The sequence below is a fragment of the Pseudomonas sp. IT-P44 genome (assembly GCF_949768225.1).
GTDB classification, from domain to species: Bacteria; Pseudomonadota; Gammaproteobacteria; order Pseudomonadales; family Pseudomonadaceae; genus Aquipseudomonas; species Aquipseudomonas migulae.
This window is the reverse complement of record NZ_CATKQM010000017.1, coordinates 1-15,173: the sequence shown is the minus strand read 5'-3', so window position 1 is coordinate 15,173 and position 15,173 is coordinate 1. Positions and strand designations below refer to the sequence as shown.

13 protein-coding genes are annotated in these 15,173 nt (G+C 61.4%); 8 read left to right on the top strand and 5 right to left on the bottom strand.

What is annotated here, in order from left to right; genetic code table 11:
* Positions 1 to 23: 23 nt before the first annotated feature.
* Positions 24 to 872, bottom strand: a complete 849-nt coding sequence (locus tag ACM6IO_RS10535; protein ID WP_223437906.1) for a type 1 glutamine amidotransferase domain-containing protein — start codon at positions 870 to 872, stop codon at positions 24 to 26.
* 121 nt (positions 873 to 993) lie between these two features.
* On the opposite strand from ACM6IO_RS10535, the gene ACM6IO_RS10530 reads away from it, so the two are divergent.
* Positions 994 to 1,920, top strand: a complete 927-nt coding sequence (locus tag ACM6IO_RS10530; protein WP_414911420.1) for a LysR family transcriptional regulator — start codon at positions 994 to 996, stop codon at positions 1,918 to 1,920.
* Positions 1,921 to 2,201: 281 nt separating this feature from the next.
* A complete protein-coding gene (locus tag ACM6IO_RS10525; RefSeq protein ID WP_008024148.1) occupies positions 2,202 to 3,104 on the top strand; it encodes a LysR family transcriptional regulator in 903 nt (300 codons plus the stop codon).
* 14 nt (positions 3,105 to 3,118) lie between these two features.
* Here ACM6IO_RS10525 and ACM6IO_RS10520 read toward each other — a convergent pair whose 3' ends face one another.
* From ACM6IO_RS10520 to ACM6IO_RS10505, 4 genes are all read right to left on the bottom strand, one after another.
* Positions 3,119 to 3,538, bottom strand: a complete 420-nt coding sequence (locus ACM6IO_RS10520; protein WP_192228405.1) for an SRPBCC family protein — start codon at positions 3,536 to 3,538, stop codon at positions 3,119 to 3,121.
* 255 nt (positions 3,539 to 3,793) lie between these two features.
* Positions 3,794 to 4,141 carry a hypothetical protein gene (locus tag ACM6IO_RS10515; protein ID WP_192228404.1) on the bottom strand — a complete coding sequence of 116 codons (348 nt, stop codon included), beginning with the start codon at positions 4,139 to 4,141 and terminating at the stop codon, positions 3,794 to 3,796.
* On the bottom strand, positions 4,138 to 5,196 hold the full coding sequence (locus tag ACM6IO_RS10510) for an L-dopachrome tautomerase-related protein (RefSeq protein WP_192228403.1): 1,059 nt from the start codon (positions 5,194 to 5,196) through the stop codon (positions 4,138 to 4,140). Before ACM6IO_RS10510 ends, ACM6IO_RS10515 begins: the two co-directional genes overlap by 4 nt.
* Positions 5,193 to 5,633 (bottom strand): cupin domain-containing protein, encoded by a 441-nt coding sequence (locus ACM6IO_RS10505; protein WP_192228402.1) that lies wholly within the window; start codon positions 5,631 to 5,633, stop codon positions 5,193 to 5,195. Before ACM6IO_RS10505 ends, ACM6IO_RS10510 begins: the two co-directional genes overlap by 4 nt.
* Before the next feature lie 272 nt (positions 5,634 to 5,905).
* On the opposite strand from ACM6IO_RS10505, the gene ACM6IO_RS10500 reads away from it, so the two are divergent.
* From ACM6IO_RS10500 to ACM6IO_RS10475, 6 genes are all read left to right on the top strand, one after another.
* Positions 5,906 to 7,030, top strand: a complete 1,125-nt coding sequence (locus ACM6IO_RS10500; protein WP_414911419.1) for a zinc-dependent alcohol dehydrogenase family protein — start codon at positions 5,906 to 5,908, stop codon at positions 7,028 to 7,030.
* Between the two features lie 14 nt (positions 7,031 to 7,044).
* Positions 7,045 to 8,523: an NADP-dependent succinate-semialdehyde dehydrogenase gene (gene gabD / locus ACM6IO_RS10495; protein ID WP_192228400.1), complete on the top strand. Its 1,479-nt coding sequence runs from the start codon at positions 7,045 to 7,047 to the stop codon at positions 8,521 to 8,523.
* A 305-nt stretch (positions 8,524 to 8,828) separates the two neighbouring features.
* Positions 8,829 to 8,966 (top strand): hypothetical protein, encoded by a 138-nt coding sequence (locus ACM6IO_RS10490; protein ID WP_192228399.1) that lies wholly within the window; start codon positions 8,829 to 8,831, stop codon positions 8,964 to 8,966.
* A gap of 62 nt (positions 8,967 to 9,028) precedes the next feature.
* On the top strand, positions 9,029 to 10,237 hold the full coding sequence (locus ACM6IO_RS10485) for an efflux RND transporter periplasmic adaptor subunit (RefSeq protein WP_411736631.1): 1,209 nt from the start codon (positions 9,029 to 9,031) through the stop codon (positions 10,235 to 10,237).
* Complete coding sequence (locus ACM6IO_RS10480) at positions 10,234 to 13,407, top strand: efflux RND transporter permease subunit (RefSeq protein ID WP_414911418.1); 3,174 nt, start codon at positions 10,234 to 10,236, stop codon at positions 13,405 to 13,407. The genes ACM6IO_RS10485 and ACM6IO_RS10480 overlap by 4 nt, the downstream gene beginning before the upstream one ends.
* On the top strand, positions 13,400 to 14,782 hold the full coding sequence (locus ACM6IO_RS10475; protein ID WP_192228397.1) for an efflux transporter outer membrane subunit: 1,383 nt from the start codon (positions 13,400 to 13,402) through the stop codon (positions 14,780 to 14,782). The genes ACM6IO_RS10480 and ACM6IO_RS10475 overlap by 8 nt, the downstream gene beginning before the upstream one ends.
* Positions 14,783 to 15,173: the final 391 nt, after the last annotated feature.

Below are 15,173 nucleotides of genomic sequence, written 5' to 3'. Positions count from 1 at the left end.
ACCATTCCGGGACCACTCAGTCTCTAGCTCCGAGGCTTGAGACGCTCGACGATTGCCTTGCCCACGTCCAGCGCGGAACCTGGGTTTTGGCCGGTCACCAGTTCGCGGTCGATGACGACGTTGGAGGCCCACGGCGAGGTGTTGCTGCGATAGACGCCGCCCGCTTGTTCCAGCGCCGTTTGCGGATAGAACTTCATCGCGCCGCCATTCAACAGGCCCTTGGCCAATTCCTCTTCCTGATTGCTGATGACGGTGAATTTGTAGCCGGCGTAGGTCCAGCCTTTGGTGGAGGCTTTGCCAGCGGTTTCGAGTTGTCGGGTGAATGCGACAGGATCGGCCAGGGTCGACAGCAGGGCAATCGGACCGTGGCAGACGAGGGCAGTGGTCTTGCCGTTGTCATGGAAGTTGTTCAGCAGTTTCCCCAGCGCGGCGCTGTGCAGCAGGTCTTGCATCGGCGCGTGGCCGCCGGGGACGTAGACGGCATCGAAATGCTCGTAGCCAATCTGTTCGACCCGCGCGAGGCTGATGACCGGCGACTCGCCTTTTGAAGTGACTTTTAGCTGATCCAGCAACGCCTTGTGCGCCTGTAAGGCGGCCACGTCATTGTTGAAATACATCTTGTCGTTGGACGATTGGTCCAGTGTCGGTGCCTTGCCGGTTGGGGTGGCGAAGGTGACCGAGTGCCCGGCATCGAGCAGCAGTTTCACCGGTTGCATCAGTTCGTTCAGGTAGAAACCGGTGGCGAAAACCTTCTGGTCCTTGAGGTCGAGGTGGTCGGAATCGGACAGCACGATCAGGACATTGCTGGCCTGTGCGTTGAAGGCAGCCGCGGAAATGGTCATGGCGAGGGCGAGTCGGGCGATAGGGCGCATGGGAGCTTCCGAACAGTGAGGTGATCGATCGGCGGTCGCCGGATCGTTGATTCACTATATTCATGCCTGTATGGGCGATAAACTCGCTGCGAAGGAAAGCACTTGTTCTTTGGAGGTAAGAGTGACCCGTCGATTCGATTATCTCGCGGACGTTGAAGTGTTCGTCACCGTGGTGGAAAAGGGCTCGTTGAGCGCCGGGGCGGTGTTTCTGGCGACCACGCCGTCGGTGGTCAGCCGGGCGATTTCGCGCCTGGAAGCGCGCCTCGGCGTCCAGCTGTTGCGGCGCACGACCCGGCGTCTGAGCCTGACCGAGGCGGGCCTGCTTTACCTTGAACAATCCCGCGCGGCGTTCGGGTTGATCGATGATGCCGAACGAACGATCCAGGGGCAGGAAGGCGAGTTGACCGGGCGTGTGCGGCTGAGTGTGCCGACGACCTACGGGCATTACCGGTTGCCGCCATTGCTGTGCCGTTTTACCCGGCAGTACCCGCAAGTGCGCATCGAATTGAGCATCAGCAATCGCAATGTGGATTTGGTGGCGGAAGGGTATGACCTGGCGATTCGTCTCGGGCAATTGCCGGACAGCGGCCTGATCGGACGCAAGCTGGAGGACGCGGGTTTGTGCTTGGTCGCCGCGCCGGACTACCTGAAACGTGCCGGCACCCCGCGCAGTGTCGACGAACTGGCGGCGCATGCCTGCCTGCCGTTTGTGATGCCCAGCAGTGGCCGCGTCGGGCCCTGGCTGTTTCGCGAACAGGGGGTTGATCGGGAGTGGATACCCGAGGCGAATGTGCAGGTGTCCGACGACGTGCTGGGCATTGTGTCCCTGGCCGAGCACGGCATGGGGATCTGTCAGAGCTACGATTTCATCGTCCGCGAGCGCATTCAAAGTGGACGCCTGGTGCCGCTGCTTGAACAGTCGGGCGGACGCTCCCGACCGTTCTCGGTGATCTATCCGCCCCATCGCCAATTGTCAGCGACCGCGCGGGCCTTGATCGACTTTCTGACCCGGGAAGTGGCCGAGCCAGCCGGCTCGCCGTCCCTGTAGTTATCAGCGTACTTGATGCACCGCAGCGCCGGGATCGCCAGCAAGCCGGCTCCTACAGGTTGGGTGGTGTGTCAGGTAAGCCTGGATTTCTGTAGGAGCCGTCTTGCCGGCGATTCAGGCGACGCGGTGCGCCTGAACAGCCGCCATCGCCAGCAAGCCCGCTCCTACAGCTTTTTATGAAAAATATTCACAAGTTCAATGAACATTGACCCGCATATTCCGGCGTATCGAGGGGTGTCGCCTGTGATATTTTTTCACTAATCAATGAGCGGGAGACAGACGTGGATAACAGAGCGGGCGAGATGCAGGTTTTTGTGCGGGTCGTCGATGCCGGCAGCTTTTCACAGGCAGCGCGGCAGATGCTGATGACACCTTCCACGGTCAGCAAGCTGATCGTTCGCCTGGAGCTGCGCCTGGGGGTTCGTCTGCTCGAGCGCTCGACCCGCAAGCTGTCGTTGACCGATGAGGGCCGCATTTACTACGAGCGCAGTAACGCTTTGCTGGCCGAGCTCGACGACGTCGAAAGAGTCTTGGCCCAAGGTGCACAGAAAGCCCGTGGGACCGTGCGCATCAATGCCTCGGTGGCGTTTGGCACGCTGGCGATCGAACCGAATCTGCCGGCGTTCTGGGAAGCCCATCCGAACATTCAGATCAACCTGTCCCTGTGCGATGACATCGTCGACATGTACCTGGACCGCACCGACGTTGCCTTCCGGGTCGGCGTATTGACCGACTCGACGTTGCGCGCACGGCGTATCGGTGTTGCCCGACGCAAGATGGTGGCGTCCCCCGACTACCTGGAAAAGTACGGCGTGCCCCAGACCCTTGAAGACCTCGCCGAGCACAATTGTCTGAGCTTCAATTTCCGCCGCTCCAGTCCGGTCTGGCCGATGCATCAGAGTGGTCGCATCGTCGATCGCATCGTCCAGGGCAACCTGCAAGCGAACAATGGCGAGACGGTTCGGCGCATGGCCATCGCCGGGGTCGGGATTGCCCGATTGGCCGATTTTCACATTGATGAGGACCTGGCCTCGGGGCGTCTGGTCGAGGTGCTTGCGCAGACCGGGCATGATTGCGAGGAAGTCCATGCGCTGTATCAGGGCGGGCAGCATGTGCCCCAGCGTATCCGGACGTTCCTCGACTTTATGGTGCCGCGTCTGCAGGCCTTCATGAACCGGGGATGAGACGTTTTCGGTGCTCAGTCCATGGTTTCGACGATGGCTTTGAGGCGCTCGAGACCAGTGCGGTAGAGCGCCTCGAGACGCGCGACGACCTGCGCTTCGTCGGCCTCCAGGACCTGGAAAGTGCTTGACCAGGAGGCCAGCGTTCTACCGTTGCCATCGCTCTGGGCTGACATCGTGCCGACATAGTCGGTGACGGGTGAGGGGCCTTCGAGCAGGGCGTAGCTGTAGTATTTTTCATTTTCGTCGAACGTGAGCAAGCGCTCGACAATGACGGCACCGTCCGTGGTTTTCAGATGGCGCAGGCGGCCGCTGTCGCTGAGACGGCTGCTGGCGATGACCTCGACCCAGCGCGGGAGCCAGTCAAAGCCGCCCAGTAGCGACCAGACCTGTTCGATGGGACGTTCAATGGCAATCCAGATGTGCACTTCACTCATGTTTTCACCTGTGTGGGAGGAGCGTGTTTTCAGGGTGTTTTGATAACGGTTTGTGGTGTGATCGGGTGATGTCGTTGTTGGCGATGCTTCGGCGGCCAGCCTGATGCATCGGATGTACATGTCTCCTGTAGGAGCCGGCTTGCTGGCGATGCGTCCTTTCAGTCGACAAATATGTCGTCTGACCCACCGCTTTCGCCGGCAAGCCAGCTCCTACAGTTGATAGGGGGCGGCAGAAATCAGGCTCACGCCCTTCATTCACCGGCGAATCACCCTGCCAATTCGCGGCACGCAAGCCACCAGCAAGGCATGAACAAACAGCAGAATCCCGGCAACCGAAAGCATGTCCCGCAGGTCTCCACGCAGACATTGCGCCAACAGCAAACACACCAGCGCTGCCAATTGAGTCAGCAAACGATGCGCCAGGGAGACCCTCGCCCCCTCGAACATACAACCGGGCCAACGGTCCGGACCGCCCCGCGAGAGCGCTGCCGCCGCGAGCGCCACCGCGGCATAGATCCATACACCGGCACTGACACCCGCGAGCGCCAGGCCAATGGCGCTTACCGTCAACAGCAGCGCAATGACAACAGACCGGATGCTCATGGCGCTTCGCTCAACCCCATCGGTGCATCCACCTGCAAACGCAGAACATGGAAGGGCGGCTGGCTGGCGTCTTCACCCGCATTGAGCAGCGGGTGTCGGTGCAACTGGTTCGCTGTGATGTACAGCCATTTTCCTTGCGCATCGAGCTCGACCCCGTCCGGCCAGGCAAGCAGTCGGTCGTCCTGGGCCAGGATGCGATAGCCCGCAGGAGAGGCCAGCCCGATCGCACTGTTGGCGATGTCCGTCACATAGACGTTGCCTTGTGCATCGACATCAAACCCGTCGCAATGCGGCTTCTCGCACCAGTATTCCACCGCCTCGCTCAACGGCGCGTCGGCGGCAGGTTGCGCGAGGATTTCGGTGGCGATGCGGTAGACCTTGCGCGCCGACATCGAACCGAAATAAACCCATCGGCCCAACGGGTCGATGGCGATAGGGTTCAGCCCGTACTGGTAAGCAATGACCTCGCCATCCGGTGTGCGCAGCGACAGCGGTTTACCGGCGACCATCAGCGGCACATCGCCGGGCATCAGACCCGGATAGCACTCCAGCGAACGCCACGAAAGACCGCTTTGCAGGTCGACCACGACGATGGCCGGATAGTCGCTCGCACCGCTGGGGTTCATCGTCATGTCGGCGATGTAAATGCGTTGGCGGCGCCAGTCGATGACGAAGTCCTGGGTGAAGGAACTCGGGCGAAGTACGTTCTGCGGCAACACGATCAGGCGATGCAGGCGTTGTTCGCGATCATTCCAGGCGATGAGCCGGGGCTGTTGCTGCGGGCTGCCCATGTCGAGGATCCAGACGATCCCTTGCGGGTCCGTGCGAATGCCGATCACGGCAGACATGCCACGGCCGTCGACGCCGGGTTTGCCGGCCCAGACCTCATCGGGATAGGCCGCATGCTCGCCGTTTTCGGACACGGCGCGCACCGAGATCGACGGCGCGATGATCGCCGAGACCGATACCAGTACGCGTCCGTCCGGCATTACGGTCGGATTGCCGGGGCGCTCGACTGGAAAGGTCGCGAAAACTTCCAGCGCGCTGCTGTTCATGGCTTTGCCTGCACGAACGATTCGGCGGTGCCGCTGGATGGATCGACAAAGATGATGTCGCTTGGATCACGACGCGGAGTGTCGACCGACACCATGAACAGCGGATGTTCGAGAATCTTCGGCATGCCGTGGATGGTGAACTTCTTGAAGAACAGCATCTCGCCCGGACCGACCTCGAATTCTTTGCGGTCACCCATGAAAAAGGTCGCGCGCCCGGACAGCACAATCAGGTATTCGTCGCAGGTGGCGTGATAGTGCGCGGGCGTCGGGTGATAGACCCGGAAGACCCGCGCACTGGCTTCGTCTTCATCAGTCAGGCGCGTATCGACCAGCAGTGTTTCGGCGGTTTCGGGGAATGTCTTGACGATCTCGTCGAGATTGAACGAGGCATGGGGTGCGGCCTCGACCAGTTTTTTTCGGGTGCTTGCTTCGGTCATCTTGAAACCCTCATTCAGGCGCCTCTGGGGACGCAGTGATGTTGTTTGCGGGTTCAGGATAAGCAGTGGATGGGTGGCCGGGAACGCGGTGGCCGAGCACAAGATTTGAGAACCGAAATAACAATTCGACCCGAATGCGTGCCCGCCGGGACAGCGTGCTTTTGCGAATTCAATTCCAAACAGCTACGCCTGGCGATGCGTTTCTGAGGTGGGTGGGCTGCGGCATAGTGATGAGTACTCACTATCGAGTCCAGCTGCGTCGGAGACGAAAGATGCAAGTCAGAGCTGCTGTTCTAAGACATATGAATGTTGCGCCGCCTTATGCACAGAGCAAGCCGATCGCAATTGAAACCATCGAGCTGGCGCCACCGGGGCCGGGCGAAGTGCTGGTGCGTATCCGTGCCGCAGGCCTGTGCCATTCCGACCTGTCGGTGATCAATGGCGACCGCCCGCGACCAATGCCCATGGCGCTCGGCCACGAAGCGGCGGGCGTGGTCGAAGCACTCGGCGATGGGGTCAGTGACCTTGAGCCAGGCGACCATGTAGTGATGGTGTTCATGCCCAGTTGCGGTCACTGCCTGCCGTGCGCAGAAGGTCGGCCGGCGCTCTGTGAGCCGGGGGCAAAAGCGAATGCCGCCGGCACGCTGATTAATGGCTCGGTGCGTTTAAGCAGTGCTGCCGGTCACGTCCATCACCATCTCGGCGTTTCGGCGTTTGCCGAATACGCGGTGGTGTCGCGCAACTCGGTGGTCAAGATCGATCGCGATCTGCCGTTTGTCGAAGCGGCGCTGTTTGGTTGTGCAGTGCTGACGGGGGTTGGCGCTGTGGTGAATACCGCGCAGCTGCGGGTGGGCTCGACCGCCGTGGTGATCGGGCTGGGCGGTGTCGGCCTGGCATCGGTGTTGGGGGCGAGGGCGGCCGGGGCGAGCAAAATCATTGCCGTCGACCTGTCACCCGAGAAGCTCGCACTGGCTAAAGAAGTCGGGGCCACTGCGGTGGTCAATGGCGGCGACCCGGACGCCGTGGAGCAGGTGCGGCAATTGACCGGGGGCGGCGCGGACTATGTGTTCGAAATGGCCGGTTCGATCCGCGCACTGGACAACGCCATGCAAATGACCAAACGCGGTGGCATGACCGTGACCGCCGGTTTGCCGCCGCCCGGTTCGGCGCTGCCGGTCAACGTCGTTCAACTGGTGGGCGAAGAGCGCACGCTCAAGGGCAGCTACATCGGCAGCTGTGTGCCGCTGCGCGATATTCCACGCTTCATCGAGCTCTATCGCGATGGCCGCCTGCCGGTGGATCGGCTGCTTAGCGGCCGCTTGAAACTGGACAACATCAACGAAGGTTTCGACCGCCTGCACGATGGCAGTGCGGTCCGTCAGGTGATTGAATTTTGAGGAGTGACAGCAGCATGGCCGATTCAAACTTCCTGTCGACGCTCGACGATCCCTCGCTGTTTCGCGAGGCCAACTACATCGATGGTCAATGGCTGGCGATTGGTGAAGGTCGCAGCATCAACGTCATCAACCCGGCCACCGGCAAGGTACTGGGGCGCGTGCCTTCACTGGGGGCGAGCGAAACCGCGCGAGCCATTGCCGCCGCCAGGCGCGCACAACCGGCGTGGCGTGCGCTCACCGCCAAGGAACGTGCGGCAAAGCTGCGGCACCTGTTCGAATTGATGATCACCCACCGCGAAGACCTCGCGCGGATCATGACCGCGGAACAAGGCAAACCGTTGGCCGAGAGTCGCGGCGAGATCACCTACGCCGCGTCGTTCATCGAGTGGTTCGCGGAGGAGGGCAAGCGTGTTTACGGCGACACCATCGCTTCGCACTCGCCGAACAGCCGCATCATCGTGCAGAAAGAACCCATCGGCGTGTTTGCAGCGATTACCCCGTGGAATTTCCCGTCCGCGATGATCACCCGCAAGGCTGGGCCGGGCTGGGCGGCGGGGTGCACCGGTGTGTTGCGTCCGGCCAGCCAGACGCCGTTTTCGGCGATCGCGATTGCCGTGCTGGCCGAACGTGCCGGCCTGCCTGCCGGCGTGTGCAACGTGATCACCGGACCGGGCAGTGAAATCGGTGGCGAGCTGACCTCCAACCCGGATGTGCGCAAACTGTCGTTTACCGGCAGCACCGAGGTCGGCGCAACACTCTTGGCCCAATGCGCACCCACGATCAAAAAGACCAGCATGGAACTCGGTGGCAACGCGCCCTTCATCGTGTTCGACGACGCCGATCTCGATGCGGCAGTGCAGGGGGCGCTGGCGTCCAAGTACCGCAACGCCGGGCAGACCTGCGTCTGCGCCAATCGCTTGCTGGTGCAGGACGGCATCTATGAGGCGTTTGCGGCCAAGCTGAAAACCGCCGTCGAAGCGCTCAAAATTGGCGACGGCTTTGAAGACGGCGTGACGATCGGTCCGTTGATCGACGACAACGCGGTGCGCAAGGCCGAGGAGCATGTCGCCGATGCCGTCGAGCGTGGTGCGTCGGTGTTGACCGGTGGCGAGCGTCATCCGCTGGGGGGCAGTTTCTACCGGCCGACGATCCTGGTGAATGTGCCGCGCGAATCGAAAGTGTTTCGTGAGGAAACCTTCGGCCCGGTGGCGCCGTTGTTCCGTTTCAGCACCGAGGCGCAAGCCATCGAAATGGCCAACGACACCGAGTTTGGTTTGGCCGCGTATTTCTACAGCCGCGATATCGGCCGGATCATGCGCGTGGCTGAGGCGCTGGAGTGCGGCATTGTCGGGATCAACGAAGGGTTGATCTCTACGGAAGTGGCGCCGTTCGGTGGCGTCAAATCGTCAGGACTTGGCCGTGAAGGTTCCAAGTACGGCATCGAGGATTATCTTGAGATCAAATACCTCTGTCTGGGAGGTATTAATCGCTGATAGTTTCGGGGGGATGGCCGCCAGGTCATCTCCTTTTATTGAAAGTTAATTATCCCTGCCTGCTTTTAATCTTATTGTTATTAGTCCTGCCTCCATAATTGGCAATCGCCCAATCATCAGTGAATGCGCTTCACAAGTCATTGTCCCGTGATGTCGGATCGGTGCGATGGTGCTTGTGTGATCCTCGTGTTAGAGCGTTCGTTCGTGTCTTTTAGTCAATATTGTTTTCGTATTCCTGCGGTTTATCTTCGGTGGGTGGTGCTGGAAAATCCTTTCCATCCTGATCACTACCGAGATTTTCCATCATGACTTATTTCAAAAAAATCGTTGCCTTGTTTGCCACCGTGGCTGCTATTTCTGGATCTTTCGCAGTTCACGCAGAAGAGTCGGGTGCTTTTGTCGAGCGCAATAAAACACTGGATGAGCGCGCTGTCGGAAGTTGATTAAACCAGTTCTGGATAAATGAACTGATGTTTTAGTTTTACCCACTTCGGAGAGCACAACAGTGAACTTGCACACCACGGGGAAACCGGCAGCATCCCCAGTCAAATCAAAAGTAATAAAAGGCGCGGCGTTGTCCGCGATCAGCCTTGCGCTGGTGGCTGCCTTGAGCGGATGCGGTCCGGAAAAGGCCAGCAGCGCGCCGGCGGCACCGAGCGTTACGGTCAGTCAGCCGGTCAAGTCGGTGATCACCGACTGGGACAGTTTTACCGGGCGCTTCGAGGCCACCGATTCGGTGGAAGTTCGTTCGCGGGTCAGCGGCTATCTGGAGAAAGTCGCGTTTCAGGATGGGGCCATCGTCAAGAAGGGCGATTTGTTGTTCGTGATTGATTCGCGCTCGTTCCAGGCCGCCGTGATCCAGGCGCAAGGCAAGCTGGCGCAAGTACGCTCGCAACTGGCCCTCGCCGAGCAGGAGTTCGCCCGCGCCAACGTCTTGATCGAGTCCAAAACCATCGCCCGCAGCCTCTACGACCAGCGCTTGCAAGCGCGTCAGGCGGCACAGGCCGAAGTCCTCAGTGCCGAAGGCGCGTTGAGCGCAGCGAAGCTGGACCTGGAATTCACCCGCATCACCGCGCCCATGAGCGGGCGGATCAGCCGCAAGCTGATCAGTGAAGGCAACCTGGTGAATGGCGGCAACAGCAGCGCCACGTTGCTGACCACCATCGTCTCGATTGACCCGATTGATATCTACTTTGATATCGATGAACAGAGCTACCTCAAATACCGTCGCCAGGCGAACGCCGCCGGCAAACAGAGTCAGGTGCGCATTGCCTTGCCCGGCGAAGCCGAGCCGAGCATGACCGGACGCATGGACTTCATCGACAACCGCCTCGATCCATCGACCGGGACCTTGCGGCAGCGAGCCCGGGTCAGCAATCAGAACCTGCAACTGAGCCCAGGGCAATTTGGCCGGGTGCAGTTCTCCAGTCAGGCACCGTACCCGGCGCTCCTTCTGCCGGACACTGCGATCAGCGTCGATGCGACCCGCAAAGTCGTCTACGTGCTGAATGCGCAGAACAAGGTCGAAGTGCGCCCGGTGACGCTCGGCAAACTGCATGACGGTTTGCGCGAAATCGCCAGCGGATTGCAGGCGCAGGACCGGGTGATTGTCGATGGCCTGCAACGCGTGCGGGCCGGTGATACGGCCATGGCCGAGGATCGCTCGCTGGCCCAGGCCGCGAAAACCACGGGCAACGAGGAGGCGCCGTTATGAGCCTGGGCCGTACATCCATCGAACAGCCGGTATTGGCGATTGTGCTGTCGATCGTCCTGATGATTATCGGTGGCCTGGCCTATCTGGTCTTGCCGACTTCCGAGTACCCGGACATCGCGCCGCCCACCGTGGTGGTCACCGCGACCTATCCCGGTGCCTCGGCGCAAACGGTCGCCGAGACCCTGGCAATCCCGATCGAGCAGGAGGTCAACGGCGTTGAAGACATGCTCTACATGTACAGCCAGGCGACCTCCGATGGCAGCCTCAACCTGACCGTGACCTTCAAGAGCGGCACCGATGTCGACAAGGCCCAGGTGCTGGTGCAGAACCGTGTGGCGCTGGCCACGCCGCGCTTGCCGGAGCCAGTGCAGCGCAGTGGCGTGACGGTGCGCAAATCATCGCCGACGCAGTTGTCGACGATTTTCATCTCCTCGCCCAAGGGTACTTACGATCAGCTGTACGTCTCCAACTTCGCGATCCGCAACGTCGCCGATGTGCTCAAGCGTATCGACGGTGTCGGCGACATCAACCCGCTCGGCGCACGCGAGTACTCGATGCGCATCTGGCTCGATCCGGAGCGTGTGGCGGCGTTCAACCTGACACCCGCCGACATCATCGCGGCCGTGCGTTCGCAAAACACCCAGGTGGCCGGCGGGGTGATCGCCCAGCCGCCAGTGGCGTCCCAGGCGTTTCAGCCGAACCTGATCTTCGAGGGCCGCCTGAAAGAGCCGGCCGACTTCGACAACATCGTTCTCAAGTCGGGAACTGCCGGGCGTCTGGTGCGGCTCAAGGATGTGGCGCGCACGGAAATCGCCGGGCTGGCGTACGTCAACAACACCTATTACTTGCGCAACCCGGCCATCGGCCTGCAAGTGCTGCAACGTCCGGGCGCCAACGCCCTGGCGACGATGAAAGTGGTCGAAGAGACCATGGAGAAAATCGGCAAGGACTTCCCGGAGGGCATCGAATACAGCATCGGTTACAACCCGACGGCGTTCATTGCCGACAGCATCGGCGAGCTGGGCAAGACCATTTACGAGGCGGTCATCCTCGTGGTGCTGGTGATCATGGTTTTCCTGCAAGGCTGGCGGCCGTCGATCATTCCGATCCTGGCCATTCCGGTGTCGCTGGTGGGCACCTTCGCGGTCATGGCAATGCTCGGTTATTCGATCAACAACCTGACCCTCTTCGGGCTGGTGTTGGCCGTGGGCATCGTGGTCGACAACGCCATCGTGGTGGTGGAAAACGTCGAGCGGCATCTGGCCGATGGCAAGAGTCCGCTGGAAGCGACCATCGTCACCATGCAGGAAATCGGTGGTGCGTTGATCGCCATTACCCTGGTGTTGTGTGCGGTGTTCATTCCGACTGCGTTCATTCCGGGGATCTCGGGTGAGTTCTTCCGCCAGTTCGGGATCACGATTGCGGTGGCCACCGCGATCTCGCTGTTCAACTCGGTCACGTTGTCTCCCGCCCTGGCGGCGATGATCCTGCGCCGGCATGAACCACAAGCGCATCACGCCGCAAAAACAGGCGTGCTCAAACGGGCGGCCGATGGCTTCAACCGTGGCTTCCTGAAACTCTCTTCGAGTTATGCCGGCAGCGTACGCGGCCTGGTGGCCAGAACACCGTTGATGCTGGCGATCTACGCGGTGCTGATCGCCGCGACCGCATACCTGTTGGTGTCGACGCCCAAGGGTTTCATCCCGGTTCAGGATCGCGGCTACCTGGTGGTCATCGTGCAACTGCCCGATGGTGCATCGCTGGAGCGCACCAACCAAATCTCGCAGCAGATCGAGGCAATTGCCCTGCAGGTGCCGGGAGTGGATCGCGTACCGACGTTCTCCGGGTTTTCGATGGTGACCGGCACCAGTTCCTCGAACTCGGCCGGTCTGGCGCCGGTGTTCCAGCCGTGGTCCGAGCGCAAGGTCCATGGGCTTACCTCGGACAGGATTGCCGAAGACTTGCGTGAACGTTTGAAAGTGGTCAGCGGTGCGACGGTGATTGTTGCCACGCCACCGCCGGTTCAAGGCTTGGGCAGCACCGGTGGTTTCTCCATGCGTTTGCAGGACACTGCCGGGCTGGGCACCGAAGCCCTGGCCAAAGCGACCGATAACCTGATTGCCGCCGCCAACGCCACCCAAGGCATGACCGGCGTGTACTCGCCGTTCTCGGCCCGCACGCCGCAGGTGTTCGTTGAACTGGACCGCGAACGGGCGGAAATGCTCGGCGTACCGAGCAGCCAGATCAACCAGGCCATCGAAACCTACTTTGGTTCGTCGTACATCAACGACTTCAACCTCGTCGGGCGGACTTATCGCGTAACGGCGCAGGCTGACCTGCCGTACCGCGTCACGCCGGAGGATCTGGCACGGGTCAAGGTGCGTAACGATGCCGGTCAGATGGTGCCGATTACCAGCGTGACACGTCTGCATGAAGCGCTGGGTGTGGAGCGATTCCCGCGCTACAACCTGTTCCCGACCGCGGAAATCAACGGTGATACGTTGCCGGGGCTGGGCTCCGAGTTCGGGATCAAGACCATGGAACGCCTGGCTCAAGAGACGCTGCCGGCGGGTATCACTTATCAGTGGACCGACCTCAGCTACCAGCAGACCACGGCCGGCAACATGGGGTTGTTGGTGTTCCCGCTGTGCGTGATCTTCGTCTACCTGGTGCTGGCGGCGCAGTACGGCAGCTGGAGTCTGCCGCTGGCGATCCTGTTGATCGTGCCGATGTGCTTGCTGGCAGCTGCCGGAGGCGTACGGCTGATGGGGCTCGATATCAACATCCTGACCCAGATCGGTTTCATCGTGCTGGTGGGACTGGCGGCGAAGAACGCGATTTTGATCGTCGAAGTGGCGCGTCAGCAGGAGAAGGAAGGGCAGGGCATTGTCGATGCAGTGGTTGAGGCGTGTCGTCTACGCTTGCGGCCGATCCTGATGACCTCTCTGGCTTTCGTGCTGGGTGTGTTGCCGCTGGTGATGTCCGAGGGCGCGGGTTCCGAAATGCGCCAGGCCGTGGGTTCGGCGGTGTTCTTCGGGATGATCGGCGTCACGTTGTTTGGTCTGTTGTTCACCCCGGTCTTTTATGTGCTGATCCGCCGCCTCGCGGGTGGCGAGCGTCAGGCCAAGGCTCAATCCATTCATTCTGAACAGGGCGTGGCCCATGAATAACTTGCTTCGTGCTCCAGGCCTGATGCTGGGAGCGGCGCTGTTGAGCGCCTGTGCTTCGCCGGTGATGCCACCGCCGTCCGACGTGTCGGTCGAGCGTTTCGTCAACGCGCAAACGGCACGTCCGGCGAGCGTTACCGACAACTGGTGGACGCGTTATCAGGACCCGCTGCTGGACCGTCTGGTCGAGCGCGCCCTGGGACAAAACCTTGACCTGCAGATTGCCCTGGCGCGTATCGATGCCGGGCGTGCGCTGCGCAACATCAGCGCGGCGTCGGGCAGCCCACAGGTCGATCTCGGGGCGAGCGCGGCGCGTCAGCGGATCTCGGCCGATCAGGCCGGTTTCACGGATTCGCTGATCACCGAGCCGACCTCGGTCGGGTTGAGTGCTGCCTGGGAAATCGATCTGTTCGGACGCATCCGCGAAGGCGTGCGGGCTGCCGACGCGGACCTCAACGCGACCGAGGAAGAGGCGCGGGGCGTGCGGGTAGCGTTGATCACTGAGGTGGTCCAGGCCTATGCCGAGGCGCGCGGCCTGGAGGAACGCCTGGCGATCGTCAAGCAAAGTGCTGCCAGTCAGGCGCAGACCTTGCAACTGACCGAGCAGTTGTATGCGGCCGGGGACACGCCGGAGGCGGATGTGTTGCGTGCACGTTCGCAGTCGGACTCTACCGCTGCTCAGGTGCCGGCGCTGCAATTGAACTGGCAGCGTTCGCTGCATCGGTTGTCGGTGCTGCTGGCCCAGCCGACCGAGGGTTTGTATCAGCAGTTCAGGGACAGTCCGGTGCAGGTTTCCACGGTGTCGTTGCTGGAGGCCGGAACCCCGGCCGATCTGTTGCGCCGCCGGCCTGATATCCGTGCTGCGGAAGCTCGCTTGATCGCGGCCTATGCGCGGGTCGGCGTGGCCAAGGCGGATCTGTTGCCGCGCTTGAGTCTGTCAGCTGCACTGGGGTCTTTGATTGATGGTGTGAGCGCGGCGAACCTGGCCAGTTCGACGTTCTGGCTCGTGGGTTTGAATGCCAGCGTGCCGGTGCTCGATGGTGGCCGTCGACGTAATGTGGTTGATTTGCGGGACGCGGAAGCGCGGCAGGCATTGTTGAGTTATCGGCGCACCGTGTTGGTGGCGGTGTCCGAGGTGGAGTCGGCACTGGCTGCTGCGCAACGTAATGTCGAGCGCCAGACGTTTCTGGCCAGTGCGGCGAGTCAGGCCAGTTCGGCCGCCGTGCAGATTCAACGGGCGTGGCAGGCGGGGGAGACGCCGTTTCTGGATGTGCTGCAGGCGCAGCGGGTGCAGTTGGCGGCGCAGAATGCGTTGTCCCAGGTCAAGACGGCGCAGTGGCAGAATCAGGCGACGTTGGTGAATGTGTTGGGTGGGTAGGGGGATTGTGTACATATCCGTTTCTTCGGTAACGGCCGCTTGTGGTTTCGCCCTTACGGCGAGTCCCTTTTCCAAACGCCGAAAAGGAACCAAAAGGCTTTGCCCCTGACGTACGGTGCCTCGCCTAGGCTCGGCATGCCCTCGCTCCGGTCCTGCTCCGTGGGCCCGCCGCCATCGGCCATCCCTGGCCGGGGGCGGCTACCGCGGCATCCTTGCCGCGGTGCCCACTGCGCAGAACCTCCACTCGGCCTCCCGACGGGGCAGATCAAAATCAAAAACCAAGCAAAAGCAAAAGCGAGGCGGCCTGCCAGCCGACCTGGCTCTTTGTTCGTACGCATCCCCCTGTAGGAGCCGGCTTGCTGGCGATAGCGGTGGGTCCGCCAACTTATTT